This is a genomic window from Nocardioides hankookensis (assembly GCF_042658885.1).
GTDB lineage: Bacteria > Actinomycetota > Actinomycetes > Propionibacteriales > Nocardioidaceae > Nocardioides > Nocardioides hankookensis.
This window is the reverse complement of sequence record NZ_JBHSRJ010000001.1, coordinates 530562-556849: the sequence shown is the minus strand read 5'-3', so window position 1 is coordinate 556849 and position 26288 is coordinate 530562. Positions and strand designations below refer to the sequence as shown.

Here is a 26288-nt window from a genome sequence, read left to right as displayed (position 1 = left end):
CAGGTCGTATGACGTCGTGGGCCGGGCCGCGCGTCAGCCGGGGAAGATCTGCACCGTGCCGGTGGCGATCAGCACCATGAGGACCAGGACCAGGATGCCGAGGACGGCGTAGACCCACTCCTTGCTGACCCGGCTGTCGTCGGACTCGGGCGCGTCGTAGCGGTGCCCGTCGGGGCGGCCGAAGCGCTCGTCGTCGTCATCTGTCATGTCGGGTCAACGATCCAGGCGGTCAGTCGTTACAGCGCCTTGACGGCGTTGAGGAGCTTGCCGAGCGAGTCCTTGGCGTCGCCGAAGAGCAGCGTCGTCTTCGGGTCGAAGAGCAGCTCGTTCTCGATGCCGGCGAAGCCGGGGCGCATGGAGCGCTTCATGAAGACGATCTGCTTGGCCTCGTCGGCGTTGAGGATTGGCATGCCGTAGATCGGGGCACCCGGCGTGGTCTTGGCGGCGGGGTTGACGACGTCGTTGGCGCCGACGACGAGGACGACGTCGGTGTTCTTGAACTCGCCGTTGATCTCGTCCATCTCGATGAGCTGCTCGTAGGGCACCTGGGCCTCGGCGAGCAGCACGTTCATGTGGCCGGGCATCCGGCCGGCGACCGGGTGGATCGCGTAGTCGATCTGCGCCCCGCGCGAGCTGAGCACGTCGACGAGCTCGCGCAGCGTGTGCTGGGCCTGCGCGACCGCGAGGCCGTAGCCGGGCACGATGATCACGCGGTCGGCGTACCCCAGCAGGATCGCGACGTCCTCGGGCCCGGCGGACCGCACCGGGCGGTCGGAGGCCTCGCCGGCACCGAGCGTCGAGCCGCCCTTGAGCGCCCCGAAGAGGATGTTGGAGACGGAGCGGCCCATGGCCTTGGCCATCAGCATCGTCAGGTAGGTGCCGGACGCGCCCACGAGCGTGCCCGCGACGAGCAGCACGACGTTGGACAGCACGTAGCCGCTCGCCGCCACGGTCAGGCCGGTGAACGCGTTGAGCAGCGAGATCACGATCGGTACGTCGGCGCCGCCGACCGGCAGCACGAGCAGCAGGCCGACGACCAGACCGACGACCGCGAGGTCGATGCCGATGAAGACCGACGGACCGGTCACCGTCAGGACACCGAGCACGACCGCGGCGATGCCGGCGAGCCCGAAGACGACCGGCAGCCCCGGGAACACGACCGGGCGGGAGGTCATCAGCTCCTGGAGCTTGGCGAAGGTGACGATCGAGCCGGCGAAGGAGACCGAGCCGACGAAGATCGTGAACGCCGTCGCGGCCAGCGTGAACCAGCTGATGTCGCCCCCACTACCGGCGTGCGGGACCATCTCGTCGAGCTCGAGCAGCGCGACCAGCGCGGCCGCGCCACCGCCGACGCCGTTGAAGAGCGCCACCATCTGGGGCATCTGCGTCATCTGCACCCGCTGGGCACCGACCACGCCGATCACGGTGCCGACGGCGATCGCGGCGACGATCAGGCCGACGTGGTCCAGGTCGAGGTAGATGAACGGCACCACGACCGCGACCACCGCGGCACCCGCACCGAGAAGGTTGCCCGCGCGGGCGGTCTTCGGACCGGAGAGACCCTTCAGCGCGAGGATGAAGCAGACCGCGCAGGCCAGGTAGACGAGCTGCACCCAGGTCGGCATCAGTTGGCCTTCCCGTCAGCAGCAGGGGCCTTCGGCTTCTTGCGCACGAACATCTGGAGCATCCGGTCGGTCACCACGAAGCCGCCGACCATGTTGACCGCGGCCAGCACGATCGCGACCAGCCCGACCACGAGGGCGACGGTGCTGTCGGTCGAGCCCGTCACCAGGATCGCGCCGAGCAGGATGATGCCGTGGATCGCGTTGGCGCCCGACATCAGCGGCGTGTGCAGCGTCGAGGAGACCTTCGCGATCACCTCGATGCCGACGAAGACGCTCAGGATGAAGATCGTCAGCCAGACGACTGCCTCGTCCATCAGCTCGCCCCTTCCAGTGCCGCTCGGGTGGGTTCGTGGTGGATCGCGCCGTCGTGGGTGACGCACGAGCCGGTGACGATCTCGTCCTCGAAGTCGGGGGCGAAGGCCCCTGCCTCCTCGTCCGTCGCGGCCCGCGTCATCAGGGTGACGATGTTGACGATGTTCTGCGCGTAGAGCCGCGACGCCGGCCCGGGCATCTGCGACGGCACGTTCTGTCCGCCCCAGACCTGGGCGTTGCCGATCCGCACCGTCTCGCCCGCGACGGCGCCCTCGACGTTGCCGCCGGTCTCGGCGGCCAGGTCGACGACGACCGAGCCCGGGCTCATCTGCTCGACCATCGCGCTGGTGACCAGCAGCGGCGCCTTCCGCCCGGGTACGGCGGCGGTGGTGATCAGCGCGTCCGCGTCCGCGATGTACGGCGTCAGCCGCTCCATCTGGAGGGCGGCCCGCTCCTCGGTCATCTCGCGGGCGTAGCCACCCGCGCCCTCGAGGGTGTCGAGCTCGAGGTCGATCGCCTGCGCGCCCATCGAGCGGATCTCCTCCGCGGCGGCCGCGCGCACGTCGTACGCCTTGACGACGGCACCGAGCCGCTTGGCGGTCGCGATGGCCTGGAGGCCGGCGACGCCGGCACCGAGGACGACGACCTGCGCGGGCGGGACGGTGCCGGCGGCGGTCATGTTCAGGGGGAAGAAGCGGCGCAGCATGCCGGCCGCCACGATCGCGCAGCGGTAGCCGGACACCAGCGCCTGCGACGACAGGGCGTCCATCGACTGCGCCCGCGAGATCCGCGGCACCAGCTCCATGGCGAACGACGTGACGCGCGCGTCCCTCAGGGCCGCCACCACCTCTGGCTCCTGACCTGTCGGCAGGAACGAGATCGTCGCGGCGCCGGCCTTCAGCGCGCCGATCCGGTCGGTCGCCAGCGGCTGCACCGACACCACCGCGTCGGCGCCGTCGAGGGCACCGTCGTCGAGGACCGCCCCGGCCTCGGCGTACTCCTCGTCGGCGATCAGGGCGTGCCGTCCGGCGCCGGGCTCGACGGCCACCTCGTAGCCGAGCCCGGTCAGCTTCGCCACGAGCTCGGGCACCATCGCCACGCGCATCTCGCCCGCACGGGTCTCTCTCGCCACCGCGATCTTCACCCGTCGCAACCTAGGCCAGATCGCCGACGACGAACAGGGATGTGACCGGTGACACGCTCACGACCCGCTCCGACCACTCCGTACGGTGGAGGGGTGACCGCGACGCCTCAGCCGCCTCCCGACGAGGACTTCCGACGGTTCATGCTCGAGCACCGGTTCGGGATGGACGAGGTCGTCACCAAGCTCAACATCCTGCGCGACGAGTTCACCCACCTGCACGACTACAACCCGATCGAGAGCGTCTCGTCGCGGCTGAAGTCGCCCGAGAGCCTGCTGGAGAAGATCCAGCGCAAGGGGCTCGTCCTCGAGGACCACCCGTCCTTCGACGAGGTGCGCGAGCGGGTCGTCGACATCGCCGGCGTCCGGGTCGTGTGCAGCTTCACCTCGGACGTCTACCGGGTCTTCGACGTCCTCGCCCACCAGACCGACGTCCGGATCGTCGAGGTGCGCGACTACATCATCAAGCCGAAGCCCAACGGCTACCGCAGCCTGCACGCGCTGGTCGAGGTGCCGGTCTTCCTCTCGGAGGGCACCCGGCCGGTGCGGGTGGAGGTGCAGTTCCGCACCATCGCCATGGACTTCTGGGCCAGCCTCGAGCACAAGATCTACTACAAGTACCGCCGCGACGTGCCCGCCGAGCTGCTCGCCGGCCTGCGCGACGCGGCCGAGACGGCGTACGCACTCGACCAGAACATGCAGTCCCTCCACGAGGAGGTCCGCGGCCTCGACCCGCTGCCGGTCGAGGTCATCGACGGGATCCCGTCCGCCTCGCCCGACGCCTCGCTGCTCGCCGCCCTGCGACGGATCGGTGCTCAGCCCGACAACGCGAGCTGATGCCCGGCAGCACTACCCGATCTGGGTGCCGAGCGCCGACCCGATGGCGAACGTGACGGCCATGGCGAAGAGGCCGCCGACCACGTTGCGGAGCACCGCGCGGCGCGGGCTGCTGTAGCCGAACTTCGCACTGGTCCAGCCGGTGAGCGCGAGCGCGATCACGACGGCCACGACCGTGAGCCAGAGCCGGATGTCGGGCGAGGCCAGCGTCATCGTGAGCAGCGGCAGCAGGGCACCGATCGTGAAGGAGACGGTCGAGGCGAGGGCGGCGTTCCACGGGTTGGAGATGTCGTCGGGGTCGATCCCCAGCTCCGCCTCGGCGTGTGCTGCCAGGGCGTCCTTCTTCGTGAGTGCGACCGCGACCTCCATCGCCAGGTGCTCGTCCAGCCCCTTCTCGACGTACAGCCCTGCGAGCTCGGCGAGCTCCTCCTCGGGCTCGTCGCGCAGCTCGCGGCGCTCCTTGGCGAGCAGGGCGAGCTCGGAGTCACGCTGGGTGCTGACGGAGACGTACTCCCCCGCGCCCATGCTCATCGCGCCGGCCGCGAGCCCGGCGACGCCGGCGATCACGATCGCCGACCGGTCGCTGGTCGCGCCGACCGCCCCGATCACGATGCCGGCGGTCGAGACGATGCCGTCGTTGGCGCCGAGGACGGCGGCGCGCAGCCAGTTCAGCCGGTTGTTGAGGCCGAGCTGGTGCGGCTCGTCCTCGTGCGGCCCGATCGGGACGTCGGCACTGAGCTCACTCGCGGTCACGTCCAGATCCAAGACCTCAGGAGGCGCTGCCCGCAACCAAGGCAAGGCTGCGCTGGCGACCGGCGAGGCCGAGGGTCCCGGCCGTGACGCAGGCGAGCGCGACGGCCAGCGAGAACCACGGGAAGATCGCGGCCAGGCCCCAGGTCGTGGCCGCCCAGCCGGCGAGGATAGTCGGGACGATCATCGCGCTGTAGCCGAGCACGTAGTACGCCGACATCACCTGGCCGCGGACGTCCGCCGGCACGACGCTGCCGAGGTGACGCAGCGATCCGCCGAACGCCAGCCCGAAGGACAAGCCCATGAAGACGGCGGCCGCGCCCACCAGACCGGCGTGGCCGCTGTCGAGGGCGAGGACGCTGATGCCCAGCGCGGCGGCCGTGCCGAAGTCGCCGATGACCGCGGCGCGCTTCGCGGCGAGACGACCCCCGAAGGCCTGGCTGAGCCCGGCCGAGCCCGCCATCGCGGCGACCACGGCGCCGCCGAAGACCAGGCTGTGCACGCCGGTCGACTGGCCGGCGAAGGTCGGGAAGAGCGAGAGGTAGACGCCGAGCACCGACCAGGCCGCCATCACGCCCAGCACGGCGAACCGGAAGTCCGCGGCGATGGCCGACGGCACGTGCGGGCGGGTGAGCCGCAGCGGCCCGGACGAGCGACCGGTGCGGCCGGCGTGCGGCTCGACCATCGCCAGCAGGCCGAGCAGCATCGCCAGGATGACGACCGCGACGGCGGCGTACGGCGCGACGTAGGGGTGCGGTGCGAACTGCGCGAGCAGCGATGCACCGAGGATCGTCACGGCGATCCCGGCGTTGATCATGATCCCCGTCAGGTGGCCGGTCCGGGCGCCACGACTGGGACGCAGGTCGAGCAGCGCGGCGCTTCCCACGACGACCGCGGTGCCGACCGAGGCGCCGTGCAGGACCCGGGCCACGAAGAGCGCGGCGACGCCGTCGGCGGTCATGAAGACGACCAGTCCGGCGATCATGCCGACCGCGGCACCGAGCAGGAGCGGCTTGCGACCGTACTTGTCGGACGCCTGCCCGGCCATCAGGACGGCGGCCAGCGCCGCGGCGGCGTACGCCGCGAAGACCAGCGTCGTGGTGATCGGCGCGAGGTGCCAGCGCTGCTCGTAGAGGCCGTAGAGAGGAGCCGGCGCTCCCGAGACGCCCATGGAGGCGGCGAGGAGCGCGATGAGCAGCGGGTAGGCCCAGCGCTGGCCCGTGGTGTGGTCCGTGGTGTGGTCGGTCACGGTCGTGCTCATCTCGTCCTCCTGGTGGTAAGTTCGATGTAGATCGAACGGATTCACCGTAGTACTCGGTTCGATGATGATCAAACCGATGTGAGGAGGAGCACGTGGCGCCCAGAGATGACGGAGCCGAGGAGCAGGCTGCGGTCGGCAGCCTCCAGGAGGTGCTGGCCGCCGTCTCCGACCCCGTGCGCCTCGAGATGGTGCGCCGGATGCACGCCGAGGGCGGCCCCGCGCCGTGCGCCCAGCTCTACGACGGCGTCGGGAAGTCGACGGCCAGCCACCACTTCAAGATCCTGCGCGAGGCGGGCGTGACGAACCGCAGCGTGATCGGCGGGCAGACCCACCAGGAGCTGCGCCTCGACGACGTCGAGGCGGCCTACCCGGGCGTGCTCAGCTCGATCCTGGCGTCGTCTCCGGCTCGCTGATCCGCCGCGGCATCAGCATGCCGACCGCGAGCAGCGCTACGGCGATGACGGCCGAGGCGATGAAGACGTCGTGGATCGCCGGGTGCAGGACGTCGGCGGTCAGGCTCGAGACGTCGGGGACGCCGCGGCCCAGGCGCTGCGCGACCTCGTGGTTGACGATCGCGCCGAAGACGGCGACGCCGACCGCGCTGCCGACGGAGCGGGCGAACATCGTCGACCCGGTCGCCACCCCGCGGTGCTGCCACGTCACGGCGCTCTGGGCGGCGACGATCGACGGGCTCGCGATGAGCCCGAAGCCCACACCCATCACGAAGCTCGGCAGCGCCAGCAGGACGAACGGGCTGTCCGGCCCGATGAGCAGCAGCAGCGCGGTGCCGATCGCACCGATCGCGCCGCCGATCAGCATCGTGGCCCGGAACCCGATGGTGAGGTAGAGCCGCCCGGAGTTGGACGCCGCCAGCGGCCAGCCCAGCGTCATGGCGGCCAGGGCGAAGCCGGACACGACCGCGCCGTACCCGAGCACGCTCTGCGCGTAGAGCGGGATGTACGTCGTCAGGCCCATCATCAGCACACCGACGACCAGCGAGGTCGCCATCGCCGCGACCACCACCCGGTGGCGGAAGAGCCACAGCGGCAGCACCGGCTCGACCGCGCGGCGCTCGACCAGCACGAAGCCAGCCAGCAGCACCGCGGCGACGACGAAGAGCACGATGCTGGTGACCGAGTCCCACTCCCAGCGGACGCCGCCCTCGAGCAGGCCGAGCAGCAGCAGGATCGCGCCACCGGTCAGCAGCACGGACCCGGCGTAGTCGATGCGGTGCGGGCGGCGCTCGACGCGCTCGTCGAAGTTGCGCCAGATCATGGACGCCGCGAGCAGGCCCAGCGGCAGGTTGACCAGGAAGATCCACCGCCAGGACGCGTAGTCGGCGAAGACTCCGCCGAGCGTCGGACCGATGACGGCCGACAGCGCCCACACGGAGGCGACGTACCCCTGGACCTTGGCGCGCTCCTCGAGCGTGTAGATGTCACCGACGATCGTCATGCTCATCGGCTGCACCGCGCCGGCGCCGAGGCCCTGGACGGCGCGGAAGGCGATCAGCGCGCCCATGCTCCAGGCGAGGCCGCAGAGCAGCGAGCCGAGCACGAAGAGCCCGATCCCCGCGAGCATCACCGGCTTGCGGCCGTACTGGTCAGCGAGCTTCGCGTAGACCGGGACCGTCACCGCCTGCGCGAGCAGGTAGATCGAGAACAGCCACGGGAACTGGGTGAACCCGCCGAGGTCGTCGACGACGGCCGGCACGGCGGTGGCGAGGATCGTCGAGTCGATCGCGACCAGGCCGAGGCTCAGCATCACCGCGAGCAGGATCGGGCCGCGCTCGCTGCGCAGCCCCACGCTGGCGCGGGAGATCTCGGTCTGGGTCATATGAGGCGGCAACCGGCGTACGACGGCGAATGTTCCCGGCTGGTGGTTTCGAGCCTCGCCGCTGGCGCGGCTCGCACCTCAAGCACCGCTGCCGGTGATTGCGGTGCGAGCGGAGCGAGCCTCGACACCACCACCTCGAGTTCACCCGGTTGCCGGACGCCCGGGCGGGGTACCTGTGCTTTGATCGATCCAAGGGAGGGACACAGAGTGGTGGAGGACGTCGTGGAGAGCTGGCCGGGACAGGCCTACCCGTTGGGGGCGACCTTCGACGGGAGCGGCACCAACTTCGCGCTGTTCAGCGAGGTGGCCGACAAGGTCGAGCTGTGCCTCTTCGACGCCGACGGCACGGAGACCAGGGTCGAGCTGACCGAGGTCGACGCGTTCGTCTGGCACTGCTACCTGCCGACGGTCCAGCCGGGGCAGCGCTACGGCTACCGCGTCGACGGCCCGTGGGAGCCGGACAAGGGGCTGCGCTGCAACCCGAGCAAGCTGCTGCTCGACCCCTACGCCAAGGCGACGGCCCGCGAGATCGACTGGGACCAGGCGCTCTTCTCCTACGACTTCGGCGAGGAGGACTCCCGCAACGACGACGACTCCGCGCCGCACATGACGTACGGCGTCGTCATCAACCCGTTCTTCGACTGGGAGGGCGACCGCCGCCTCGACTACCCCTACAACGAGTCCGTCATCTACGAGGCGCACGTCAAGGGGCTCACCCAGCTCCACCCCGACGTCCCCGAGGAGCTTCGCGGCACGTACGCCGGGGTCGCGCACCCGGCCGTCACCGCCCACCTGACCAAGCTCGGCGTCACCGCGATCGAGCTGATGCCGGTGCACCAGTTCATCCAGGACAGCACCCTGCTCGACCAGGGGCTGCGCAACTACTGGGGCTACAACACCCTCGGCTTCTTCGCCCCGCACGCGGCGTACTCCTCCGCCGCCCGCGACGAGGACCGTCTGGGCCAGCAGGTCCAGGAGTTCAAGTCGATGGTCAAGGACCTGCACGAGGCGGGCATCGAGGTCATCCTCGACGTGGTCTACAACCACACCGCGGAGGGCAACCACCTCGGTCCGACGCTGAGCTTCAAGGGCATCGACAACGCGGCGTACTACCGCCTCGTCGAGGACGACCAGCGCTACTACATGGACTACACGGGCACCGGCAACAGCCTCAACGTCCGGCACCCGCACTCGCTCCAGCTGCTGATGGACTCGCTGCGCTACTGGGTCACCGAGATGCACGTCGACGGCTTCCGCTTCGACCTCGCCTCGACGCTGGCGCGCGAGTTCTACGACGTCGACCGGCTGTCGACGTTCTTCGAGCTCGTGCAGCAGGACCCGGTCGTCAGCCAGGTGAAGCTGATCGCCGAGCCGTGGGACATCGGCCCGGGCGGCTACCAGGTCGGCGGCTTCCCGCCGCAGTGGACGGAGTGGAACGGCAAGTACCGCGACACCGTCCGCGACTTCTGGCGCGGCGAGCCGTCGCTCGGCGAGTTCGCCTCCCGGATCGCCGGCTCGTCCGACCTCTACGAGCACTCGGGCCGCCGGCCGGTCGCGAGCATCAACTTCGTCACCGCCCACGACGGCTTCACGATGCGCGACCTCGTGTCCTACGACGAGAAGCACAACGAGGCCAACGGCGAGGACAACAACGACGGCGAGAGCCACAACAGGTCCTGGAACCACGGGGTCGAGGGCCCCACCGACGACCCCGAGATCCTCGGCGCCCGAGCCCGGGCGCAGCGCAACTTCATCGCGACCCTGCTGCTCAGCCAGGGCGTGCCGATGCTGCTCCACGGCGACGAGCTCGGCCGCACCCAGCAGGGGAACAACAACACCTACGCCCAGGACAACGAGCTCTCGTGGGTGCACTGGGACGACGCGGACACCCCGCTCGTCGAGTTCACCGCGGCCGTGATGCGGCTGCGTCGCGACCACCCGACCTTCCGGCGCAAGCGGTTCTTCCGCGGCGCGACGGTGCGCGTCGCCGACCACGGCGACGGGGACCGGCTCAACGACATCGTCTGGCTCCACCTCGGCGGACGCCCGATGGAGGAGGGCGACTGGGCCGGCGACGGCAAGGCGCTGGGCATGTACCTCAACGGCCACGGCATCGCCGGCCTCGACCAGCGCGGGCAGCGGATCGTCGACGACCACTTCCTGCTCTACTTCAACGCCGACGGCCCGGCCGAGGTGACCCTGCCGCCGGACGAGTACGCCGACGCGTGGGACGTCGTGATCGACACCGGCGGCTCTGCCGACGCCGACGGCACGTTCGAGGCAGGTGGGACCTTCACGATCCCGCACCGCAGCATGGTCGTGCTCCGCGAGCACCGCGAGCCCGAGGTCGAGCCCGACCTCTCGGTCGCGGCGTCGGTCGCCCAGGCCCGGAAGGCCTGAGCCCATGACCGAGAGGCAGCGGGTCCCGGCCTCGACGTACCGGTTCCAGATCACCGCGGACTTCGACCTGTTCGCGGCCGCGTCGCGGCTGCGCTACCTGCACGACCTCGGTGTCGACTGGGTCTACCTGTCGCCGCTGCTCGCGGCCGAGCCCGGGAGCTCGCACGGGTACGACGTCGTCGCGTTCGACCACGTCGACCCGTCGCGCGGCGGCGCGGAGGGGCTCGGGACGCTGGCCGCCGAGGCGCGCCGGCTGGGCATGGGCGTGCTCGTCGACATCGTGCCCAACCACGTCGGCGTCGCGACGCCGGCCGAGGACGCGTGGTGGTGGGACGTCCTCCAGCACGGCCGGGAGTCGGAGCATGCGAACGCCTTCGACATCGACTGGCCCGCGGGCGACGGGCGGCTCCTGATCCCCGTCGTCGGCGACGGCGACGAGGACGCGATCGTCGTACGCGACGGAGAGCTCTGGTACCACGACCTACGCTTCCCGCTCGCGCCCGGCACGACGACCCACGACGAGCAGCACTACGAGCTGGTCAACTGGCACGAGGCGGACGACAACCTCAACTACCGCAGGTTCTTCGCGGTCAACAGCCTGGCCGCTGTCCGCGTCGAGGACCCCGAGGTCTTCGCCGAGTCGCACGTGGAGATCCGGCGCTGGTTCGACGACGGCCTGGTCGACGGGCTCCGCGTCGACCACCCCGACGGCCTGCGCGACCCCAAGCGCTACCTCGACGACCTGGCGGCACTGACCGGCGGGGCCTACGTGCTGGTCGAGAAGATCCTCGAGCCCGGGGAGACGCTCCCGGCGGACTGGGCGACCCAGGGCACCACCGGGTACGACGCCCTGGGCTACGTCGACCGCGTCCTCACCGACCCGGCCGGTCAGGCGCCGCTCGACGCGCTGGAGACCCGGCTGCGCGGCGGCCCTGTCGACTGGGCGCAGATGATCCACGGCACCAAGCGCGAGGTGGCCGACGGCATCCTGCACTCCGAGGTCCGTCGGATCACCCGCGAGGTGCTTCGAGCTCTCGGTGGTCGAGTAGCCGCCGAGGAACGAGGCGGCGTATCGAGACCCGCGCAGGTCGAGGACGCCGTCGCCGAGCTGCTCGCCTGCTTCCCGGTCTACCGCTCCTACCTGCCCGAGGGCCTGCACCACCTGGAGCAGGCCTTCGACCTGGCGCGCGAGCACCGGCCCGACCTCGCCGCGACGTACGACGCGCTCCTGCCGATCCTCAGCGACGCCTGGACCGCGCCGGCGCGACGCTTCCAGCAGACGAGCGGCATGGTGATGGCCAAGGGCGTCGAGGACTGCGCGTTCTACCGCTACTCCCGGCTCACCTCGCTCAACGAGGTCGGCGGTGACCCGAGCGTCTTCTCGGTGCCGGTCGACGAGTTCCACGCGGCGATGGCGACCCGGCAGGCGGAGTGGCCGCACGCGATGACCACGCTCTCCACCCACGACACCAAGCGCGGCGAGGACGTGCGCGCCCGGATCACCGCGCTGGCCGAGCTGCCGGGCGTCTGGGCGGCCGCGCTCGACGAGCTGCTGGAGCTGGCGCCGGTGCCCGACCCGGGCTTCGGATCCTTGCTGTGGCAGGCGATCCTCGGCGCCTGGCCCTCGACGCCCGACCCCGACCTGCGAGAGCGCCTGCACGGGTACGCCGAGAAGGCGATGCGTGAGGCCGGCGACCGCACGACGTGGACCGAGCCGGACGAGACCTACGAGGCGGCGGTGCACGCCGCCGTCGACGCGGCCTTCGACTCCCCCGACGTACGCCGGGTGCTCGACGGGCTGCTCGCGCAGGTCGCCGCGCCGGGCCGGTCCAACGCGCTCGCGGCCAAGCTGGTGGCGCTGACGATGCCCGGGGTGCCCGACGTCTACCAGGGCAGCGAGCTCTGGGAGCAGAGCCTCGTCGACCCCGACAACCGGCGGTCCGTGGACTTCGACCACCGCGCCGAGGTGCTGGCCGGGGCGGCCGAGGACGATGCGGCCGCCAAGCTGCACCTCACCCGGGCGGCCCTGACGCTGCGCCGGGACCGGCCCGAGCTGTTCACGACGTACGCACCAGCGATCGCGACGGGACCGGAGGCCGAGCACGTGCTCGCCTTCGACCGCGGGGGTGCACTGACGGTGGTCACGCGGCTGCCGGTCGGGCTCGCCGCGACCGGGTGGGGCACGACCCGGCTGACGCTGCCCCCAGGCTCGTGGACCGACGTCCTCACCGGCCGTCCGGCATCCTCGTCACTGGCGGACCTGCTCGCCGAGCACCCGGTGGCCCTGCTGGTGAAGGAGAACGCGTGACCTACGGACCGTTCGACGTCTGGGCGCCGCGCCCGACCCGGCTGCGGCTGGTGGCAGCCGGCGAGACCATCGAGATGGTCAAGGACGAGGACGACTGGTGGTCGCCCGACGGCGAGGTCCCCGACCCGGAGGGCGAGGAGGTCGACTACGGCTACCTCATCGACGACGACGAGACGCCACGGCCCGACCCGCTGTCGCGGCGCCAGCCCGACGGCGTCCACGGCCTCTCCCGCACCCACGACGCGTCGGTCCACGAGTGGCGGGACTCCGGCTGGACGGGTCGCCAGCTGGCCGGCGCCGTCATCTACGAGCTGCACGTCGGCACGTTCACGCCGGAGGGGACGTTCGACGCAGCGCTCACCAGGCTCGACCACCTGCGCGAGCTCGGCGTCGACTTCGTCGAGGTGATGCCGGTCAACGCCTTCAACGGCACCCACAACTGGGGCTACGACGGCGTCCTGTGGCACGCCGTGCACGAGGGGTACGGCGGGCCTGCGGGCTACCAACGCTTCGTCGACGGCTGCCACGCGGCCGGTCTCGGCGTCATCCAGGACGTCGTCTACAACCACCTCGGCCCGTCCGGGAACTACCTGCCGCTCTTCGGGCCGTACCTGAAGTCGGGCTCCAACACCTGGGGCGACCTGGTCAACCTCGACGAGGACGGCTCGGACGTCGTACGCCGCTACATCCTCGACAACGTGGAGATGTGGCTGTCGGACTACCACGTCGACGGGCTGCGGCTGGACGCCGTGCATGCCCTGCAGGACTCGTCCGACGTGCACCTCCTGGAGGAGATGGCCGTCGAGGTCGCGGCCCTGTCGGCGCACCTCGGCCGGCCGCTGACGCTGATCGCGGAGTCCGACCTCAACGACCCGAAGCTCGTGACGCCCCGTGAGGCCGGCGGCTTCGGGCTCGACGCGCAGTGGAGCGACGACTTCCACCACGCCGTGCACGTCGCGCTGACCCGGGAGACCGACGGCTACTACGCCGACTTCGAGCCGTTGGACGCGCTGGCGAAGGTCGTCGAGCGCGGCTTCTTCCACGACGGCACGTACTCGTCCTTCCGCGGGCGCGCGCACGGCCACAAGATCGACACCGACAAGATGCCGAGCTGGCGGCTCGTCGTGGCCAGCCAGAACCACGACCAGATCGGCAACCGGGCCGTCGGCGACCGGATCACCGAGGCGCTCGACGAGGACCAGCTCGCCTGCGCGGCGCTGCTGACGATGGCAGGTCCGTTCACGCCGATGCTCTTCCAGGGCGAGGAGTGGGCGGCGTCGACGCCGTTCCAGTTCTTCACCTCGCACCCCGAGCCCGAGCTGGGCAAGGCCACCGCCGAGGGCCGGATCGCGGAGTTCGAGCGGATGGGCTGGGACCCGGACGTGGTGCCGGACCCGCAGGACCCGTCGACCTTCGAGCGGTCCAAGCTCGACTGGTCGGAGCTCGGCGAGGGCAGGCACGCCCGGCTGCTCGACGTCTACCGGCGGCTCGCCGTGCTGCGTCGCGAGCGGCCGGAGCTGACCGACCCGTCGTTCGGGCGCAACGCGTGCCTGGTCGACGACGACAGCCGGCTCTTCGAGATGTGGCGCGGCGACCTGCACGTCATCGTGAACTTCGGCGACGCCGAGGTGGTCATCGACCTCGACGACGAGGGCGAGCTGCTCTTCGAGACCGAGGCCGGCGTCGACCTGGATGGGACGACGCTGCGCGTGCCCGCCCACGCCGGCGCGGTCATCGGCTAGGCCGTGAGCACCCGGTCGAAGTGCTCGACGACCGGGAACGGCTCGTAGAAGTGGTGCAACAGGCGGCGCCACTCGTCGTACTCCGCCGACCCGCGGAAGCCGACCGTATGGGCCTCGAGGCTGTCCCACTCCACCAGGAGCAGGAACGTGCTCGGCCGCTCCCGGCAGCGCGACAGGGTCAGTCCGCCGAAGCCGGGCATGGACGCGATGATCTGCTTCGCCTCGCCGAAGGCACCGACGAAGTCGTCCTCCAGGCCGGGCTTCACGGGCAGGAGGGCGTGCTCGAGGATCACCCGCGCAGGCTATCGCTGGGGTAGTCCCTGACGTTTCGGCGCTCTCGGGCGCCGATCCGGCACCAGAACGTCAAGGACTACCCCAGCAGCTCGCGCACGAAGGCCGGGACGAGCACGGAGGCGGGGCCGTGGCGGGCGTCGTCGAAGAGGTGGCTGCCGGCGCTGGGCTCGAGGTTGAGCTCGACGGTGCGGGCGCCGCCGGCCGCGGCGTACTGGACGAAGCCCGCGGCGGGGTAGACGGCGCCGGAGGTGCCGATCGACACGAAGACGTCGGCCTCCTCGAGGGCCGCCATGATGCGGTCCATCTCGTACGGGATCTCGCCGAACCAGACGACGTCCGGGCGCAGCTCGCTGACGCCACACCGCGGGCACGGCGGGTAGTCGCCGAGGTCCTCGGTCCACGCGACCCGGCTCCGGCAACCACGGCAGAGCGCCGACCGCAGCTCGCCGTGCATGTGCAGGACCCGGGTCGAGCCGCCCCGCTCGTGCAGGTCGTCGATGTTCTGGGTGACGACGAGGAGGTCGTCGCCGAGCGCCTCCTCCAGCACGGCGAGTGCCCGGTGCGCGTCGTTGGGCTCGACACCGGCGAGCGCCGCGCGGCGCGCGTCGTAGAAGCGGTGCACCACCGAGGGCTGGAGGTCGTAGGCCTCCGGGGTCGCGACGTCCTCGACCCGGTGCCCCTCCCAGAGCCCGTCGGCGTCGCGGAAGGTCGGCACCCCGCTCTCGGCCGACACCCCCGCCCCGGTGAGGACGACGACCTTCACCGGCGCGGCTCCGCGTACAACGTGATCGCGTACCCCTCGGCCGGGTCGAACGCGTCGCCCTCCCAGGTGCCGTAGCGCATGACCGCGTCGAGGCCGAGCACGCCGAACGCCGCGTCGACGTCGGCCAGCGCGGTCGGCGGGCAGTCGCCGGGCAGGTGGTCGGCGTCGAGGCCGTAGCCGCACACGACGACCCCGCCGGGAGTGAGGTGGTTGACCAGCCGCTCGCAGGCGTCGAGGAGCGTGCCGGGCTCGAGCAGCGGGATCGTGTTGCCGGCGACCAGCACCACGTCGAACGTCTCGTCGAGCTCGAACGACGACAGGTCGCCCAGACGCCAGTCCAGCTCCGGCGCAGCGGCGCGGGCCTGGTCGAGCATCGACGCGTCGACGTCGACCCCGACGACGTCGTACCCCAGCTCCGCGAGACGTACGGCGACCCGCCCGGTGCCGCAGCCGGCGTCCAGGACCCGGGCCGGCGGCGCGACCATCTCGGCGACGAAGCTCGCCTCGCCGTGGATGTCGTGACCTCGCTCGGACAGCGACCGGAACCGGTCGGCGTACGCGCGGGCGTAGTCGTCGCCCGCGGTCTCGCGGGCGATCCGCTCCCACCGTGAGGTCACGACGGCAGCTTGCGACGGGAGGCGCTGGTCTTGAACTCCTCCATGAAGATCCGGTGCACGGTGTCGCCGTCGAGGGCACCGCCGACCAGCCCGAGCTCGCCGCGGGCGAGCCGCTCGCACACCCGGATCCACGCCTGGCCCATGGCATAGGTGAAGGTGCCGGCAACGGTGGCGCTGATCGGTGCCGCGACCGCCGTACCTGCGCCGGGGACGAACTTGATCATGTTGGTGACCACCGAGCGCCCGGCCGTCGTGGCGGCGGCCGTGGCGGCGATCGACGCCGCGGTGGAGCGCTCGACGGAGATCCCGTAGGTCACCGCGATCGAGGCCATCATTCCGATCTGGACCGGGACGAGGATCGCCGCGTCGGAGAAGGGGATCGGGGAGGCTCCGGCGGTGGTGGCTGCTGCCGTCGCCGCCTTGACGGCCACCTCCGCCCGCTCCCGCTTGCGGTCGAAGTCGATCCGCTGGGCGGCGGTGATGGCGTGGGCGACGCCGTCCGGCGCGCCGCGAAAGGTGGCATCGAGGACTTCCTGCAGGCCGTACGCCGTCTGCCCGGTGAAGTCGTCCGCGAGCGCCATCGTGTAGTGGATCAGGCCGTCCTGGATGGGCAGGTCGAGCGCGGCGATGCTGGCCGCGAGCGCCTCGGCGTCGGGGTGCACCCGACCGCCGGCGCCGCGCTGCACCTGGGTGAGCACCAGGATCACCGGCAGGCCGAGGTCGGCGAGCGCGCGGATGAAGTCGGCCTCGGTCGACTCGAAGCGGCGGTCGCCGGCGCGCACGCAGTACCAGGCGACGTGGATCTGCTCCGCGAGCGGCTTGCGACGCATGCCGTGCAGGTAATCGCGCAGCTCGCCCAGCAGGGCCGCGTTGTCCTTGCCGACCTCGAGCCCACGGGTGTCCAGGACGCCGAGCGTCCCGCTCTGGTGGAGGTAGAGGTGCTCGGCCCGGGTGACCGGCTCGCCGATGCCGGTCTGCGCGATCTCGGCGCCGAAGATCGCGTTGACGAGGGTGGACTTGCCGACCCCCGTCTTGCCGAAGATGGCCAGGTTGAAGCGGCCGATCTCCTCGGCCTTGTCCTTCCACGCCTTCCCGAAGGCCTGGCCGAACCACTCGTCCGTGGGCTTCGCCATGGGCCAAGCGTCTCAGACCGGCCTAGCCGTCGGCGCGCTCCCGGGTCGCGAGCACCGTCCACAACGGCGAGTCGGCCAGCAGGTCCTCCTGCTCGACGTACGTCGCGAACCCCTGGTCGCGCAGCAGCGCGACGATCCTCCCCAGCGCGCCGTCGTGGTCCTCGACCTCGCAGACCACACCGTCGACGGCCGACCAGCGCGAGCCGACGCCACCCAGCACCTCCTCCTCGGCGCGCTCGACGTCGACCTTGAGGTGGATCCCGCTGTCGATCCCCGGGTGGAACGCGTCGAGGAGACCGTCGAGCCGGAACAGCGGGACGGTGACGCCGACGCCGTCGTGCAGCCCGACGAGCGCGTCGTCGACGGCGATCTCGTCGAAGCCCACGTTGCGGAGGTACGCCGCGGTCAGCGCGTCGTCACGCTCGCGGGCGGCGTGGGCGCCCGACTGGCTGGGAGCACGCGGGTAGTAGGTCAGGCCGAGCGCCCCCGCGCGGGCGCCGACCGCGCCCTGGACGGGAACGGCATGCGGGACGTGCCGCAGCAGGTTCTGCGCCAGGCAGCTGTAGGTGACCGGGACCGGTTCGACAGCGAGGATCGCGAGTGCCGGCGCGTGGCGTGCCACGTAGAGCGCCGAGAGGCCGGTGTTGGCGCCGATGTCGACGACCAGCCGGCCGGTGACCGCGGCCCGGCGCAGGAACTCGGCGTACACGCCGTCGACGAAGATCTCGTCGTACAGCATCCTGGTGTCGCCAGGACTCGCCGTGCACCACGGCGTGCCGTCCGGCAGCACCGTCTCCGTGACCGTCCACGCGCTCCTCGTCATGACCATTGCTCCTCCGCCTCCCCATCGGGTGTGGTGCTCGACAACGACGCCAGCGCCTCGGCCAGCGCCTCGGCCGCGGCACGCTGCTCCGGAAGGTCGTCGAACCTGACGACGCCGCCGCAGCCGTCCTCCTCCGCGGAGAGGAAGAGCGTGAACCCGAAGTCCTCGCGTCCGGCCGGGACGTCGATGCGCTCCTGCTCGACACCGCCGAGGACGAGGCGCGGTCGCTCCTCCAGGGCGACGAAGCACCCGGGAGGCGTGATCTGCCCACCCGGGTCCTCGCCCCGCAGGCCCTGGACCGCCAGCGCGAGCGGGACCCGTGTGGCCGGGGCGAGCGCCCGGCGCAACGCCGCCGCGCACGACGCGACCGGGTCGGACCCGTCGGTGCGTGGCCGGGCCACGAGCAGGACGGTGTCGACGAAGCAGCCGGCGACCGTGGCGTCGTCCATCGTGGCCCGGTCGCCGACCGCCAGCCCGTAGGGGACAGCCGGCGACGACCAGGCCTCGCACAGGCTGCGCTCGACGATCGCGAGGAGGGCCTCGGCCTCGGTGTACCTACCTCGGGAAGCGACCCGCCGAGCGCGCCGGTACGCCGCGGCCTCGACCTCGACGCGGACCTCCGCCCGTGCACTCCGTCCGGACGGAACGCTCGGCCACGCAGCCGCGTCGACGAGGAGCTCGCGAACGCGGTCGGCGACGACGCCGTCGTCCACCAGCTGGCGCTCGCGACGCCGACGGCCGGCGAGCTCGATCGCCAGGCCGGCACCGTCGGACGCACGGGCGAGGGCGGGCGTGTCGTGGTCGAGGCCGACCTCCTGCAGCAGCTGGCGGACGGTCCAGTAGTCGATGACGAGGTGGTGCCACACGACGGCGAGCACCGGTCCGACGTCCGGCGTGACGAGGACGCTCGCCCGCCAGAGGTCGCCGTCGGCGCTGACCACGGCGGCGAGGCGACCGACGGCGTCGGCGAGCGGGACGTCGACCGCCTCGACCGGACAGGTGGGCTGTCGGCCCAGGGCGTACGACGGGACGCCGTCGACGTCGACGACCTCCGCCGTGAACACCGCGTGCCGGGCGAGCACCCGGACGACGGTCTCGGCCAGGGCTGCCGGGTCGATGTCGTCCCCGAGCCGGAAGGCCAGCGCCTGCCGGTAGGCGTCCGAGCGTCCCAGGAGCTGCTCGTGGAACCACATGCCGGTCAGCTGGGCGTCGAAGGACAGCGGGAGGTCGAGGTCCTCCGGTCGGTCCGCCTCGTCGACCGGCGGCGCATTCTCGACGGTGTGCCGCAGGTCGTCCCCGCTCCGCGCACGTAGGACCTGCTCGGCCGACACGTCGCGTCCCAGCACCGTCCGGATCCGGCGCGCCAGCCGAGCGGCGCCCAGCGAGGTGATGCCGGCGGCGATCGCGCTCCCTGCCCCGAGCCCACCGGCGACCTCGTCGGCGACGAGCCGCGAGAGCTCGTCGTCGCTGTCGGCCGGCAGCTCGTCGACCGGCTCGGGATCGAGCGGGAGCGCGTCGAGCCGGGTGTGGTCGATCTTGTTGTTGATGGTCTCGGGGACTCGGTCGAGGCGCACGATCCCCGACGGCAGCGCGTAGTAAGGCAGCCGGTCGCCGAGCCGCGCGCGGACCTGGCGCAACGTCAGCGGCCCGGTGAGGACGACGTACGCGACGACCGCCTGGCCGACCCGGTCGATCTCGCGCGTCCCGACGACCGCGACCTGCACCTCGTCGAGCGCGAGCAGGGCCGCCTCGATCTCGCCGGCCTCGATCCGGAACCCACGGATCTTGAGCTGCCGGTCCCGGCGCCCGCTGAAGACGAGGTCACCGGCGGCGTCGAGGCGGCCGAGGTCGCCGGTGGCGTAGTGGCGGCCGTCGTCGGAGATGCCGAAGCCACCGGGGTCGTCGCCGAGGTAGCCGCGCGCGACGCCGCCCCCGTGGATCACGATCTCTCCGACGCCGTCCTCGTCGACGTCCTCCAGGGTCACTCGCACGCCTGGCAGGGCGGTCCCGACCGGCGCGCGACCGGCCGGGTCGCCGTCCGAGCGTGGTACGTCGTAGAGCGTGCAGAAGACGGATGCCTCGGCGGGCCCGTAGCCGTTGACGATCTGCAGGTCGTCAGCCGCGCGGACGGCCCGTTGCAGCAGGCCGAGCTGGATCGGCTCCGCGCCGACCAGGATCCTGCGCAGGGAGGCGAACCGCTCCGGGGCCGTCTCGACGGCATCGACGAAGTCGGGCACGAACAGCGGGGGCAGGAAGCAGCTGGCGACCCGCTCGCGGGTCAACGTCGCGAAGAAGCGCCCGGGCTCGAGGCGGTCCTCCGCGCCGACGACGACGAGGGTGCCGCCGCGCGCGAGGACCGACCAGATCTCCCACGCGGCCGCATCGAAGCCCGGGCTCGCCCACCACGTGCCGACGTAGCCGTCGGGCACCGGAGCGCGCTCGTCCATGCCGTGGATGGTGGTCAGCAGGTTGCGGTGCTCCATCTGGACGGCCTTGGGCACCCCCGTCGATCCCGAGGTGTGGATGACGTAGGCGACGTCGTCGCTGCGCCGGGAGACGGGCACGGCTCCGCCTCGGAGGGTCGTGATTGCCTCGCCGGCAGGGTCGAGGTGGGTCGCCACGCGCGCCACCTCCGCGAGCAGCTGCCGACGCTCCTGCGGGAGCGACGCGTCGATCGGCACGTAGGCACCGCCGGCGAGCAGCACCGCGACGTACGCCCGCACCGCTGCTCGGGAGTGCGTCGACGCGACCGCCACCCTGTCTCCCGGCCGGAGGCCGTCGGCGACGAGCCGTTCGGCCAGCGCGCTCGCGCGCCCGACCAGGTCGCCGTAGCTCTCCGCCCCGGTCGTGTCGCGCACGGCCACGCGATCGGGGTGCGTCCGTGCCGTCGCGACCAGCCCGTCGAGGAGCGTCGGCCCCCCGGTCACCCGGTGCTCCGGGCCAGGGTCGCTCGGTCCACCTTGCCCTCGGGCGTCATCGGGAAGGTCGTGTGCTCGATGATCCGGTTCGGGACCAGGTACGCCGGCAGCCGGTGCGCCAGCCAGGTGCGCAGGTCGACCGGTTCGCGGTCGGCGCGCGGACGGAAGTGGCAGGCGAGGTCCAGGTCGCCGGCCGCGTTCGTGAACGGGAGCGTGACGGCGTCGGCGACGTCGGGGTGGGCGGCGGCGGTCGCCGTGATCTCGGACGGCTCGATCCGGTAGCCCCGGACCTGGACCTGGTCGTCGGCCCGGCCGACGTGGTGGAGGTCGCCGGCACTGTCTCGGTAGCCCAGGTCGCCGGTGCGATAGGAGAGGGCACCGTGCCGGTCGACGAAGCGTGCGGCCGACAGGTCGGGCCGTCGCCAGTAGCCGCGGGCGACGGTCGAGCCGGAGATCACCAGCTCGCCGACCACCCCGGTCGGGCAGGGACGCAGCTCGGTGTCCAGCACCTCGATGTCGAGATGGGCGAGCGGCCGTCCGATCGGGGTGCTGCCCGGACGGCCGGGGGCCGATGCGGTCAGTGCGAGGTGGGTCGCGTGGACGGTGCCCTCGGTGAGGCCGTACATGTTGACCACCACGAGCCGGTCCGAGCCCTTGGCCCACTCCAGCGTCGGCGCGACGTCGGCGGCCTCGCCCCCGAGCACCAGCCACCTCAGGTCCGGGAGCTCGGCCGCCGAGCCGTCACCGACCAGGTAGCGGAAGGCGGTCGGCACCATGCTCAGCACGGTCACCCGCGACCGGCGCAGGCGGTCGACGAGCGCGAGCCCGTCGCGCCGCTCGTGGTCGCCGAGCACGACGGCGCAGCCGCCGGAGGCGAGCGCACCCCAGAGCTCCCACACGCTGAAGTCGAAGTTGAACGAGTGGAAGACGCTCCACGCGTCGGCGCTCCCGACCTCGAAGAGGGGCCGGGTGGTGTCGAGCAGCGTCGCGACCTGCTCCTGGGTGATCAGGATGCCCTTCGGCGTGCCCGTCGTACCCGAGGTGTAGATGAGGTACGCCGGGTCCGCGTCCTCGACCCTCGCGGGATCGGCAGCCTCGACGGACCGGTAGGCGACCTCGCGTCCACCGACGCTGCCGAGCACGCCGACCAGGCCGGAGTCGGACACGATGTGGTCGAGCCGGGCGGCGGGGTAGGTCGGGTCCAGGGGGACGTAGGCGCAGCCGTGGAGCAACACCCCGAGCGCGGCCGCCGGGAAGGCCGCGCGCTCGGCCACGTCGACGCCGACCAACGACCCCGTCGGCACGGCGCGCTCGGCGAGCAGGTCGCGGACGGCCTCGGCTCGCGACCACAGCTCGGCGTAGGTCACCCGCCCCAGGGCGTCGTCGAGCGCCGGCGAGTCGGGTGCGGCCGAGACATGACGCCGGACGGCCTCGCACAGGGGACCGGCCATGTCAGCTCGCCGGGACCTGCTCCGCCGCGGACCGGGCCAGGTCGCGGATGACCGGGTGCTCGAAGAACGCGGCGAACTCCAGGTCGAGCCCGTGGCGGGCCCGGCACCGGGAGGCCACCCGGCCGATCATCAGCGAGTGCGCCCCGAGCTCGAAGATGTTCGACTCCGCAGTCACGGTCACCTCGGGCAGCAGCTGGCTCCACTGCTCGACCAGGATCTCCTCGATCCGACTCTGGTCAGCTTCCATCATCGTCTCCCCCGTCTCCCTCGTTCTCGTTGGCGTGCTGGTACGTCGTGATGTCCGAGCCGAGCGCGCGGACGAGCGCGTCGACCTGGGGCCGCTCGATGATCGACTCGTGGTTGCCCTCGACCCGGGTCAGCAGGAGCCGGTCGCCCAGGAGCTCCTCCCACGGACGCTCCGGGTGCGGCGGGTGCGGCGGCACCGTCTCGGTCGCCTTGTAGTAGTGGACGTCGACGGCGGCCGGTGCGGGGCGGTAGCCCAGCAGCGCGCGGCTGTGCGCCCGCCAGACCTCGGCGAAGATCTCGAGGTCACGCGCCGAGAGGCTGGCTGCGTGCTCGGGAGCCATCGCGCCGAGGACCCGTCGGAACATCTCGAGCGGCGGCAGCGCGCGCAGCTCGTCGGCGAAGCCGGCATCGCCACCGCCGAAGATCGTCGCGAGCATCTCGGCGTCGTCGTCGAAGAGCGTCGGGAGCTGTCCTGGCCCGGGGGTGTCCAGCAGGGCCACGAAGGGCGCAGCGTCGCCGCGGGCGACGCTGAGGCGGCCGATCTCGTAGGCGATGCTGCCGCCCATCGAGATCCCGCCCAGCAGGAACGGCGGCTCGATGCCGAGCCGGTCCAGCTCTCCCAGGTGGTGGGCGGCCAGCTCCTCGACGGTGTCGATCGGGGCACGCTCGCCGGCGACCCCGGGAGCCTGGAGGCCGAGCACCCGGTGGCCCCCGGGCACGGCGTCGGCGAAGCCCTGGGCGAGGGTCCGGTAGAGACCGCTGGTGCCGCCGATGGGGTGGATGAGGACCAGGGTGCGGCCACCGGAGCCCTCCACGAGGGTGAGCACCGAGGGGTCCGACGCGGCGGGCTCCTCGCCGGAGCCGACGAGGACGGCCTGCGCCCGTACGGTCCGGTGGACCATCAGTGCCGCGATCCCTGGCCGGAAACCGAAGCCCTCCTCCAGCCGCCCGGCCAGGGTGGCCACCAACAGGGAGTGGCCGCCGACGTCGAAGAAGTCGTCGTCGTAGCCGAGGTCGCGGTAGCCGAGCAGGTCCGACCAGATCTCGAGGATCCGGCGCTCCGTGTCGGTCGCGGACGCGTCCCGCTCGCGCGCCGCCACCGGGAGCCGACGCAGTGCCTGGCGGTCGACCTTGCCGTTCGGCGACACGGGCAGGACCGGCACCTGGACGATGTCGCCCGGCACCATCGGCCCCGGGAGCCTGCTGCGCAGCTCGTCGGCGACCGCGCGCGGGCTCACGACCCCGACGTACACCGCACGGAGCGCAGGCGGGTCCGCCAGCACGACGACCGTCGCGGCGTCGACACCGGGCACGAGGCGGAGCACGGCCTCGACCTCGGCGGGCTCGATGCGCATGCCGCGGATCTTGACCTGGTCGTCGATGCGCCCCAGGTAGCGCAGCACCCCGTCGTCCCACCGGGCGAGGTCGCCGGTCCGGTACGCCGGCCGGCCGTCCACCGGGTGCGGCGCGAACCCGCTCACGGCCGGCGGGTGCCGGTAGCCGGCGGCCACGGCCGGACCGCTCACCCAGAGCTCTCCGGCCCGGCCTGCGGGCACCGGCCGGCCGGCGTCGTCGAGCAGGCTCAGGTCGGCGCCCGCGGTCGGCCGACCGATCGGGATGTCGCCGCAGGCGATGTCGGCGGCGGTGACCTGGTGATGGCTGACGGCCGTCGCCGCCTCGCTCGGGCCGTAGATGTTGAGCTGGACCGGCGGTGGCGCCTCGCCCGCCGCGATCGTCGCGAGCACCTCGGGGACGGCCCGCTCGCCGCCGAAGATGAGCAGACGGACACCATCGAGGATGCCGGGGACCTGCCCGACCCAGTGGTTGAGGACCGCCGTCGCAGCCACCACGCACGAGATCTGCTCGGCACGCAGGAACGCGGCGGTCGCCTGGGCGTCGAGGCGGGTGTCCGGCGGCGGGATCACCAGGGTCGCTCCCCGCGTCAGCGCGCCCCAGAACTCGTAGGCACTGACGTCGAAGGAGATCGAGACGAACTGCGCGACGCGGTCGGCCGGCTCGATCGGTACGTCGGCGCGCGACGCGATGAGCCGCGCGATCGCCCGGTGCGGGACCAGCACGCCCTTGGGGGTCCCGGTCGAGCCGGACGTGTAGACGAGGTAGGCGACCTCCTCGGCGGCGCGCGGCCTCCGCAGGATCGCGGCCGGGTCGGTGCCGGGATCCTCCGCAGGCGACGGCACCGTGCCCAGGTCGACCCAGGGCGTCTCCCCCGCCGGAGGCACCTGACCCGACGACACGACGAGCCGTGGATCCGCGTCGGTGAGGATCTCCAGCGAGCGGCGGGAGAACTGGGCGGGGTCGCACGCGACGAACGCCGCGCCCAGTGACCAGGCGGCGAGCCAGACCGCCACCAGCGCGGCGGAGCTGGGCGCCACCGTGCCGACGACGTCTCCGGCGACGACGCCCTGCGACTCCAGCTCGGCCCGCCAGGCGCCGGCCCACTGCAGCAGCCGCCCGTACGTCGTACCGCCCAGGTCGTCGACGACCGCCACTGCGTCGCGCCGGTCGGTGGCGTGGTCGAGCACCAGGTCGAGGATCGTCAGCCCGCCGACGGCATCGACGGCTCCCTGGCCCCATGCCAGTCCGCGCTGGACCCGTTCGGCACTGGGCGGGCGCCACGACGCGCACGACGCGGTCGACGCAGGGTCCAGCAGGCCAACCAGCCGGTCCACGAGCCGGTCGGCCTCGCCCGGGACCCCGTCGTCGCGCGACTCGACGCGGAGGAGGTAGCCGTCCGCCGTCGGCGCGCACTCCAGCGCGAGGTGGAAGATCGCCTCGGTCCGCTCGAGCCGGACGGAGGCGTAGTCGGTCCCACCGAGGCGGACCGGTGGCTCTGCCTCCTGCCAGCTGAAGAGGTAGCGCGAGAGGTGCCCCGACAGACCGGGACGCGACAGGAGCCGGGCGAAGGGCACGTGTCGGTGCCCGATCATCCGGACGAACCGGCGCCAGACCCGGAGCACGAGGTCGTCGAAGTCCTCGGCCGCGACGGCGTCCGACACCACGGGGAGCGTCTCGATCAGCGCTCCGACGACGTCGTCGGCATCCTCGCCGCGCACGGAGACCGGCATCATCACGACGTGGTCCTCCTCGTCCAGCTCGGACAGGCAGACCTCCCAGGCAGCGAGGACGACCACCATCGGGGTCACGCCCAGCCGGCGGGCCGTCTCCAGGACCCACGTCCGGACCCGACCCTCGACGACGCGCTCCACGGTCCGGCAGGCGGCCACCCCGGACGGGCCGGCGGTCGCGGCCGGGAGTCCGTCGAGCTGGCGGGCCCAGAACGCGGCGGAGTCGTCGTCACTCCCGTCGACCCCGAACTGGTCGGCCTCGAGGCCGACCACCTCACGCGGGACGATGCCGGCGACGTGGTCGGCCAGCGCGGACAGCACGATCTCGACCGAGCGGGCGTCGGCGACGACGTGGTGCAGCACGATGACGACGTAGCTCTCCGCGCCCCCGACGACGACCGCCGCACGGGCCAGGGGGCCGGTGGCCAGGTCGAAGGGCCGGAAGGCGAGCTCGCGCAGGACGACGTCCGGGGCGTCGGGCGCCTCGACCAGCTCGACGTCGAGCTCGACCCCGTCGGACCCCAGGGTCGTCCCGGTGTCGTCGACGGTGCCGGTCAGCTGGGGGAAGCGTCGGGGCAGCGCCCGCAACGCCGCGGCCAGCGCCGCCACGTCCGGCCGCGACCGGGTCGAGAGCACGATCGGCACGTTGTTGACAGCCGTGCCGTGGTGCGCCCGGTCGACGTGGACCAGGCGCTGCTGTACCTCCAGCAATGACGCATGCCTCACCGAGGCTCCCCCGAGACGT

21 protein-coding genes are annotated in these 26288 nt (G+C 72.2%); 5 read left to right on the top strand and 16 right to left on the bottom strand.

The window, feature by feature from the left end; translation table 11 throughout:
* Positions 1-33 precede the first annotated feature (33 nt).
* Genes ACFPYL_RS02560 through ACFPYL_RS02545 form a run of 4 tightly spaced genes read right to left on the bottom strand, consistent with a single transcriptional unit; the run spans position 34 to position 3081 of the window.
* Complete coding sequence (locus ACFPYL_RS02560) at positions 34-207, bottom strand: hypothetical protein (protein ID WP_379150013.1); 174 nt, start codon at positions 205-207, stop codon at positions 34-36.
* Positions 208-236: 29 nt separating this feature from the next.
* The gene (locus ACFPYL_RS02555; protein WP_379150011.1) at positions 237-1625 is read right to left on the bottom strand and encodes an NAD(P)(+) transhydrogenase (Re/Si-specific) subunit beta; all 1389 of its coding nucleotides are present in this window, start codon (positions 1623-1625) and stop codon (positions 237-239) included.
* Positions 1625-1939 (bottom strand): NAD(P) transhydrogenase subunit alpha, encoded by a 315-nt coding sequence (locus ACFPYL_RS02550; RefSeq protein ID WP_379150009.1) that lies wholly within the window; start codon positions 1937-1939, stop codon positions 1625-1627. The genes ACFPYL_RS02555 and ACFPYL_RS02550 overlap by 1 nt, the downstream gene beginning before the upstream one ends.
* Positions 1939-3081: an NAD(P) transhydrogenase subunit alpha gene (locus ACFPYL_RS02545; protein WP_379150007.1), complete on the bottom strand. Its 1143-nt coding sequence runs from the start codon at positions 3079-3081 to the stop codon at positions 1939-1941. Before ACFPYL_RS02545 ends, ACFPYL_RS02550 begins: the two co-directional genes overlap by 1 nt.
* Positions 3082-3174: 93 nt before the next feature.
* Between ACFPYL_RS02545 and ACFPYL_RS02540 the strand changes: the two genes are divergently transcribed.
* Complete coding sequence (locus ACFPYL_RS02540; RefSeq protein ID WP_379150005.1) at positions 3175-3915, top strand: GTP pyrophosphokinase; 741 nt, start codon at positions 3175-3177, stop codon at positions 3913-3915.
* A 12-nt stretch (positions 3916-3927) separates the two neighbouring features.
* Here the strand turns inward: ACFPYL_RS02540 and ACFPYL_RS02535 are convergent, their stop codons facing one another.
* Positions 3928-4668 (bottom strand): VIT1/CCC1 transporter family protein, encoded by a 741-nt coding sequence (locus ACFPYL_RS02535; protein WP_379150003.1) that lies wholly within the window; start codon positions 4666-4668, stop codon positions 3928-3930.
* A 16-nt stretch (positions 4669-4684) separates the two neighbouring features.
* Positions 4685-5926 carry an MFS transporter gene (locus ACFPYL_RS02530; protein WP_379150001.1) on the bottom strand — a complete coding sequence of 414 codons (1242 nt, stop codon included), beginning with the start codon at positions 5924-5926 and terminating at the stop codon, positions 4685-4687.
* Between the two features lie 92 nt (positions 5927-6018).
* On the opposite strand from ACFPYL_RS02530, the gene ACFPYL_RS02525 reads away from it, so the two are divergent.
* Positions 6019-6339 carry an ArsR/SmtB family transcription factor gene (locus ACFPYL_RS02525; RefSeq protein WP_379149999.1) on the top strand — a complete coding sequence of 107 codons (321 nt, stop codon included), beginning with the start codon at positions 6019-6021 and terminating at the stop codon, positions 6337-6339.
* Here ACFPYL_RS02525 and ACFPYL_RS02520 read toward each other — a convergent pair.
* Positions 6305-7762: an MDR family MFS transporter gene (locus ACFPYL_RS02520; RefSeq protein ID WP_379149997.1), complete on the bottom strand. Its 1458-nt coding sequence runs from the start codon at positions 7760-7762 to the stop codon at positions 6305-6307. The two genes, ACFPYL_RS02525 and ACFPYL_RS02520, sit on opposite strands and share 35 nt — an antisense overlap.
* 222 nt (positions 7763-7984) lie before the next feature.
* On the opposite strand from ACFPYL_RS02520, the gene glgX reads away from it, so the two are divergent.
* From glgX to treZ, 3 genes are read left to right on the top strand one after another with little or no spacing between them, the layout of a single operon-like run.
* On the top strand, positions 7985-10162 hold the full coding sequence (glgX, locus tag ACFPYL_RS02515) for a glycogen debranching protein GlgX (RefSeq protein ID WP_379149995.1): 2178 nt from the start codon (positions 7985-7987) through the stop codon (positions 10160-10162).
* Between the two features lie 4 nt (positions 10163-10166).
* Positions 10167-12470, top strand: a complete 2304-nt coding sequence (gene treY / locus ACFPYL_RS02510) for a malto-oligosyltrehalose synthase (RefSeq protein ID WP_379149993.1) — start codon at positions 10167-10169, stop codon at positions 12468-12470.
* A complete protein-coding gene (treZ, locus tag ACFPYL_RS02505) occupies positions 12467-14212 on the top strand; it encodes a malto-oligosyltrehalose trehalohydrolase (RefSeq protein WP_379149991.1) in 1746 nt (581 codons plus the stop codon). The genes treY and treZ overlap by 4 nt, the downstream gene beginning before the upstream one ends.
* On the opposite strand, the gene ACFPYL_RS02500 is transcribed toward treZ, so the two are convergent.
* The 9 genes from ACFPYL_RS02500 to ACFPYL_RS02460 form a co-directional block, all read right to left on the bottom strand.
* Positions 14209-14505: an antibiotic biosynthesis monooxygenase family protein gene (locus ACFPYL_RS02500; RefSeq protein ID WP_379149990.1), complete on the bottom strand. Its 297-nt coding sequence runs from the start codon at positions 14503-14505 to the stop codon at positions 14209-14211. The two genes, treZ and ACFPYL_RS02500, sit on opposite strands and share 4 nt — an antisense overlap.
* 77 nt (positions 14506-14582) lie before the next feature.
* Positions 14583-15269 (bottom strand): NAD-dependent deacylase, encoded by a 687-nt coding sequence (locus ACFPYL_RS02495; RefSeq protein ID WP_379149989.1) that lies wholly within the window; start codon positions 15267-15269, stop codon positions 14583-14585.
* Positions 15266-15886, bottom strand: a complete 621-nt coding sequence (locus tag ACFPYL_RS02490) for a class I SAM-dependent methyltransferase (RefSeq protein WP_379149988.1) — start codon at positions 15884-15886, stop codon at positions 15266-15268. Before ACFPYL_RS02490 ends, ACFPYL_RS02495 begins: the two co-directional genes overlap by 4 nt.
* Positions 15883-17019: a GTPase family protein gene (locus ACFPYL_RS02485; RefSeq protein ID WP_379149986.1), complete on the bottom strand. Its 1137-nt coding sequence runs from the start codon at positions 17017-17019 to the stop codon at positions 15883-15885. The genes ACFPYL_RS02490 and ACFPYL_RS02485 overlap by 4 nt, the downstream gene beginning before the upstream one ends.
* A 22-nt stretch (positions 17020-17041) precedes the next feature.
* Positions 17042-17842 carry an FkbM family methyltransferase gene (locus ACFPYL_RS02480; RefSeq protein WP_379149984.1) on the bottom strand — a complete coding sequence of 267 codons (801 nt, stop codon included), beginning with the start codon at positions 17840-17842 and terminating at the stop codon, positions 17042-17044.
* Positions 17839-20769, bottom strand: a complete 2931-nt coding sequence (locus ACFPYL_RS02475) for an AMP-binding protein (RefSeq protein WP_379149982.1) — start codon at positions 20767-20769, stop codon at positions 17839-17841. Before ACFPYL_RS02475 ends, ACFPYL_RS02480 begins: the two co-directional genes overlap by 4 nt.
* Positions 20766-22211 carry an amino acid adenylation domain-containing protein gene (locus ACFPYL_RS02470; RefSeq protein WP_379149980.1) on the bottom strand — a complete coding sequence of 482 codons (1446 nt, stop codon included), beginning with the start codon at positions 22209-22211 and terminating at the stop codon, positions 20766-20768. Before ACFPYL_RS02470 ends, ACFPYL_RS02475 begins: the two co-directional genes overlap by 4 nt.
* A gap of 1 nt (position 22212) precedes the next feature.
* Entirely contained in the window at positions 22213-22458 is a 246-nt protein-coding gene (locus ACFPYL_RS02465; protein WP_379149978.1) for a phosphopantetheine-binding protein, read from the bottom strand.
* On the bottom strand, positions 22448-26254 hold the full coding sequence (locus tag ACFPYL_RS02460) for a non-ribosomal peptide synthetase (RefSeq protein WP_379149976.1): 3807 nt from the start codon (positions 26252-26254) through the stop codon (positions 22448-22450). Before ACFPYL_RS02460 ends, ACFPYL_RS02465 begins: the two co-directional genes overlap by 11 nt.
* Positions 26255-26288: the final 34 nt, after the last annotated feature.

Bases quoted from the DNA above. Each gene is read 5' to 3' on its own strand.
- ACFPYL_RS02530 (WP_379150001.1), bottom strand. From the start codon at position 5,926: ATGAGCACGACCGTGACCGACCACACCACGGACCACACCACGGGCCAG.
- ACFPYL_RS02470 (WP_379149980.1), bottom strand. From the start codon at position 22,211: ATGGCCGGTCCCCTGTGCGAGGCCGTCCGGCGTCATGTCTCGGCCGCA.
- ACFPYL_RS02560 (WP_379150013.1), bottom strand. From the start codon at position 207: ATGACAGATGACGACGACGAGCGCTTCGGCCGCCCCGACGGGCACCGC.
- ACFPYL_RS02520 (WP_379149997.1), bottom strand. From the start codon at position 7,762: ATGACCCAGACCGAGATCTCCCGCGCCAGCGTGGGGCTGCGCAGCGAG.
- ACFPYL_RS02480 (WP_379149984.1), bottom strand. From the start codon at position 17,842: ATGACGAGGAGCGCGTGGACGGTCACGGAGACGGTGCTGCCGGACGGC.
- ACFPYL_RS02555 (WP_379150011.1), bottom strand. From the start codon at position 1,625: ATGCCGACCTGGGTGCAGCTCGTCTACCTGGCCTGCGCGGTCTGCTTC.
- ACFPYL_RS02550 (WP_379150009.1), bottom strand. From the start codon at position 1,939: ATGGACGAGGCAGTCGTCTGGCTGACGATCTTCATCCTGAGCGTCTTC.
- ACFPYL_RS02485 (WP_379149986.1), bottom strand. From the start codon at position 17,019: ATGGCGAAGCCCACGGACGAGTGGTTCGGCCAGGCCTTCGGGAAGGCG.
- treY (WP_379149993.1), top strand. From the start codon at position 10,167: ATGACCGAGAGGCAGCGGGTCCCGGCCTCGACGTACCGGTTCCAGATC.
- ACFPYL_RS02465 (WP_379149978.1), bottom strand. From the start codon at position 22,458: ATGGAAGCTGACCAGAGTCGGATCGAGGAGATCCTGGTCGAGCAGTGG.